At 70.9% G+C, this 4465-nt stretch carries 5 protein-coding genes; 1 reads left to right on the top strand and 4 read right to left on the bottom strand.

The window, feature by feature from the left end; genetic code table 11:
* Positions 1 to 124 precede the first annotated feature (124 nt).
* From ACFXGA_RS21545 to ACFXGA_RS21530, 4 genes are read right to left on the bottom strand one after another with little or no spacing between them, the layout of a single operon-like run.
* Positions 125 to 538, bottom strand: coding sequence for a VOC family protein (locus tag ACFXGA_RS21545; RefSeq protein ID WP_378090538.1), 414 nt, complete (start codon positions 536 to 538; stop codon positions 125 to 127).
* A 46-nt stretch (positions 539 to 584) separates the two neighbouring features.
* Positions 585 to 1388 (bottom strand): SDR family NAD(P)-dependent oxidoreductase, encoded by an 804-nt coding sequence (locus ACFXGA_RS21540; RefSeq protein ID WP_378090536.1) that lies wholly within the window; start codon positions 1386 to 1388, stop codon positions 585 to 587.
* A gap of 37 nt (positions 1389 to 1425) precedes the next feature.
* Entirely contained in the window at positions 1426 to 1743 is a 318-nt protein-coding gene (locus ACFXGA_RS21535; RefSeq protein WP_378090534.1) for a putative quinol monooxygenase, read from the bottom strand.
* A complete protein-coding gene (locus ACFXGA_RS21530) occupies positions 1740 to 2171 on the bottom strand; it encodes an ester cyclase (protein WP_378090532.1) in 432 nt (143 codons plus the stop codon). The genes ACFXGA_RS21535 and ACFXGA_RS21530 overlap by 4 nt, the downstream gene beginning before the upstream one ends.
* A gap of 822 nt (positions 2172 to 2993) precedes the next feature.
* Here ACFXGA_RS21530 and ACFXGA_RS21525 point away from each other — a divergent pair.
* Positions 2994 to 4465: MFS transporter (locus tag ACFXGA_RS21525; RefSeq protein ID WP_378090530.1), on the top strand; the 1472-nt coding region annotated here is incomplete at its 3' end.

The following is a 4465-nucleotide window of genomic DNA, read 5'->3' as shown; positions in this document are numbered from 1 at the left end:
AACCACACAAACACACACCCCACCCCCCCCCCCCACACCACAAAATACTCATTCCACGCCCCCCCCCCCCGCGCCGCGCCCCCCCCCCCCCCCCCCCCCCCCCCGGGTCCGGGTGCGGCATTTCCTACAGTTCGTCGCGGTAGCCCTGGCTCACCTCGACCACGACCCCGTCGGGGTCGGTCAGCCACGCGCTGCGCCACCCCGGGATGAAGCCGTCGAAGTCGAGCGGGCCCAGGTTGACCCGCGCGTCGTCGCCCATCTGCCGGAGCAGGGCGTCCACGTCGTCCACCTGGAACGCCAGGTGACGCACCGCGCCGACGCCGTCCGGGCCGTCGCGCTCCACCAGCGTGGGCGCGCCGGCCGCGTTCACCGCGGCGCCGCCGAACAGCTCCAGGTACACGTCCCCCGATTTGAGGAACACGATGGACGTGTCACCCAGGTCGAAGGAACGGGCGCGCTTGAAACCGAACCAGCGCGTGTAGAATTCCTCGGTCGCTGCCAGGTCGCGACAATTGAGTGCGACATGGGACCACTTCATGGGATCGCCTTTCGTGTCGGCGGCAGGCGACCCGTTCCGCGTCGCGTCAGTCCGCGGGCAGGCCCACCAGCTCGCTGCTGAGCCGCCACAGCCGTCGCCGCGCGGACGGGTCGTAGCACTGCGCGTGGGCGCGGGCTTCGCGGACGCCGTCGTAGTAGCGCCCGGTGATCCCGGCGAGGTCGTCGGAGAGCGCGAGGCGCAACGTCGCCTCGGAGCCCTCCGCCACGGTGCTCATGGTGTAGCCGAAGGTCTCGTAGACCATCTTGGTGCCCATCAACGACGCCGGGTGCAGGCTGTTCACGGTCGCCTGCGCCGGGTCGAGCCGCTCGGCCAGCTCGAAGCAGGTCGCGATCTGCGCCAGTTTGCTCTGCCGATAGGCGCGCAGCGGCTCGTACCCCCGGTGCAGCATCACGTCGTCGAAGTCGATCGGGGACTGCCCGGCCGACGCGACGGTGACGATCCGCGCGCCCGGTGACAGCAGCGGGAGCAGCAACCTGGTGAGCAGGAACGGGGCGAGGTGGTTCACCGCGAACCGCAGCTCGTGGCCCGCTCCGTTCTCCAGGCGCCGGTCGTCGCGGCGGCCCGCGCCCATCCCGGCGTTGTTGATCAGCACGTCGAGCCGCACGCCGTCCTCGGCCAGGCGTGCGGCCATCGCCCGGACCTGGTCGAGGTCGGCGAAGTCCGCCAGGTAGGTCCGCACGTCCCCGCCCACGTCGCGCGCCGCGTCGGCCAGGCGTTGCGCGTCACGACCGTGGACGAGCACGGTCGCCCCGGTCGCGGCGAGCCTCTTCGCGAGGTCGAGGCCGAGGCCGTCGGTGGCCCCGGTGACCAGGAAAGTGCGGTCCTTCAACGGTGTTCTCCTTCGTTCGACTCGCGACCGGCCGCGGTCAGGCCAGCTCGGTGACCGCCCGGACGCTCTGGGAGACGGGGTCGCCCGCGAGGCACGGGGCGAACTCCTCCCAGACGGGGATGATCTTCGCGAGGTGGTCGTCCAGGTGCTTCTGGCTCTCCCAGCGCTCGAAGAGGGTGAACTTGTTCACGTCCTCCTCGTGGCGCAGCCAGATGAAGTCCACGCAGCCCTCGTCCTGCAGGGACAGCCGCTGGATCTCGGCGAGCGTGCGCAGGGCCTCGCCCTGGTGCTCGGGCTTGACGGTGATGTGCAGCAGGAACGTCACCATGGTGATCCCCTTCACGGACGTGGTCACGGCAGCGGCACCCCGAGCTGGCGGAGCAGGCCGGCGGTGTCGGCCTGGACCCAGCGCTCGGCGATCCTGCCGTGCTCGAAGCGGTAGACCTCGATGCTGGTCCAGGTGATCGGCTCGCCGGTGGCGCGCCGGCCGAGGAAGTCCTTCACGAACCGCCCGGTGAAGGTGATGTGGATGACGACCTTGTCGTCGCCGGCCGGGTAGATCTGGTCGTGGTGGGAGGTGAACGCCATCGCCTCGTGCGCCTCGGCGAGCAGCGTCTTCAGCTCGGCCACGTCGCGGACGCTCCACGCCGGGTTGTTGTCGACGAAGTCGGGCGTGAACAGCACGTCCATGTCGTCGTAGCGGCGCTCGTTCACGATGTCGTTGAGCGTGCGGATGGCGAGGACGTTCTGCTCCTCGACCCGCAGCGGATCGGTTGTGGTCACGGGATTTCCTCCGGTGCCGACTGTACTGGGCACGACCAGCCTGCCCAGCGGTCCGGGACCGGACAACGAGCCCGAGTCCACTGTGGCAACTGCGCTGAGACGCGCCGGGAACGCCTGTCGGGACACGGGTTCGCACCGAATTCCTCTGCGCGCGTGCGCGTGTAGCAGCCGCGGCGGGGCGCGGGAAGCCGCGCGGACCCGATCCCCGCGCCGCCGCTACGGGATCGCGCAAGGGGAAGGATCACAGCCACCGACGCCGCCTTCCGGCCGGCTCCCACCCGCACCCCTCACCGCGCCCGGCCACCCGCACCCGTCGCGCCCGGCCACCCGCGCCGCGACCCCGCCGTGTCCGCGTCCCCGACCGACCGCCGGCGGACACGGCTCGGCGCGACGCCCGGGCCGCAGCCGCCCGCCCCGCCCCGCGCGACCGACGAGCCGCGCGCACGACCGCCCCGGCGCGGAGCCCGGAACCGCAGGCGCGCCCGCGCGACCCGCACCCCTCCGAGGGGCCGCGGGAACCGGGGCGGCGCGGTCTTCGTTGGGGCTGTCGGTCGTCGAGAAAGCCGGGTTCGTCCGGTTCGGGGGATCACCCCGGGAGGTGATCTTCACTCGGAAAGTCGGGTGATTTCCGGCCGGCGATGTTCCACGAGGGCGGCGAATACGTTAAGTGTAGGGGCGCAGGTATTCCTGAGCACATGAGCGATCGCTCTCGGTGACCTCAACCTGGTAACTGGACTACTGGTAAAGCTGCTGCTCTGGCTGGCTCCACCGCGCTTATCGATAGTTGACGCGCAATCCGGTGCTAATCAAGGGAGCATGACGTTGTCCAGTACAGCTGAACCGCGGACGGGGGAGCCGGCGGAGGTGCCGTCCCAGCACCCGTCGGCCGAAGGCGCCTCCGGCAGCACCAAGCGTGGCGGGCTCGTCCTCCTGCTGCTCTGCGCCGCCCAGTTCATGATCGTCCTCGACTTCTCCATCACCAACGTCGCCCTGCCGACGATCCAGGCCGACCTCGGCTTCTCGGTCAACGACCTCCAGTGGGTCGTCAGCGCCTACGCGCTGACCTTCGGCGGGTGCCTGCTGCTCGGCGGTCGGATCGCCGACCTCTACGGCCAGCGCAAGGCGTTCATCATCGGCCTGCTGGTGTTCGGCATCGCCTCGCTGCTGGCGGGCTTCGCGCAGGACGCCATCCAGCTCGTCGTCCTGCGTGGCGTGCAGGGCCTGGCCGCCGCGCTCGTCGCGCCCGCCGCGCTGGCGCTGCTCACCACCTCGTTCGCCGAAGGCCCGGCGCGCAACCGGGCGCTCGGCGTCTGGGGCGCGGTCCTCTCGCTCGGCTTCGTCTGCGGCGTCATCGCCGGCGGCGTCCTCACCGACCTGCTCAACTGGCGCTGGGTCTTCTTCATCAACGTGCCCATCGGCCTGGTCACCGGCATCGCCGCCGTCGTGTTCATCGCCAAGTCGAGCGCCGCCACCCAGCGCACCAAGCTGGACATGCCGGGCGCGGTCACCGTGACCATCGCGCTGATCAGCCTGGTCTACGCGCTGTCCGTGGCCAACACCGACGGCTGGCTCGGCGGCACGACGCTGGGCGCGTTCGCCCTGGCCGCCGTGCTGCTGGTGGCGTTCGTGCTGATCGAGAACCGCGCCGCCCACCCGCTCGTGCCGCTGAGCATCTTCAAGCTGCGCGCGCTGGTGATCGCGAACCTGACCAACCTCGCGCTGATCGGCGCGTTCGTCGGCTCGACCTACGTGCTCACGCTGTACCTCCAGGTGATCGAGCACTACACGCCGCTGCGCACCGGCCTGACGTTCTCGGTGCTGGGCCTCACGGCGATGCTGGCGGGCTTCGTGGTCGGCAAGATCGCGGGCAAGCTCGGGCCGAAGGTGACGATGGTGCTCGGCGTGGTCTGCCAGGCGGCCGGGTCGCTGGTGGTGGCCACGCTGCCGTCGGGCGGCACGGGCCTCGCGGTGGTGCTGGTCGGCACCGCGCTGATCGGCTTCGGCAACATCACCGCCGTCGTCATGATCATCATCTCGGCGACCGCCGGCGTGCCGAACGACCGGCAGGGCCTCGCGGGCGGTCTGTTCAACACCTCGCAGCAGATGGGCTCGGCCCTGGGCGTCGCGGTGTTCGCCGCGATCGCCGTGGCCAAGACCGCGGGCGTCCTGCCCGACGGTGTCGCGGTGGCGGACGCCTCCACGGAGGCCCTGCTGTCGGGCTACCGGTTCTCGTTGCTGCTGTGCGGCCTGCTGGCCGTCGCGGCCGGCCTGTTCGTGATGGTGGCCAACCGCAC

The sequence above is a fragment of the Actinosynnema sp. NPDC059335 genome (genome assembly GCF_042752395.1).
In the GTDB taxonomy this organism is placed as follows: Bacteria; Actinomycetota; Actinomycetes; order Mycobacteriales; family Pseudonocardiaceae; genus Actinosynnema.
Note: the sequence above shows the minus strand (reverse complement) of the source record. Positions and strands in the feature narration are given on the sequence as shown.

Bases quoted from the DNA above. Each gene is read 5' to 3' on its own strand.
- ACFXGA_RS21545 (WP_378090538.1), bottom strand. From the start codon at position 538: ATGAAGTGGTCCCATGTCGCACTCAATTGTCGCGACCTGGCAGCGACC.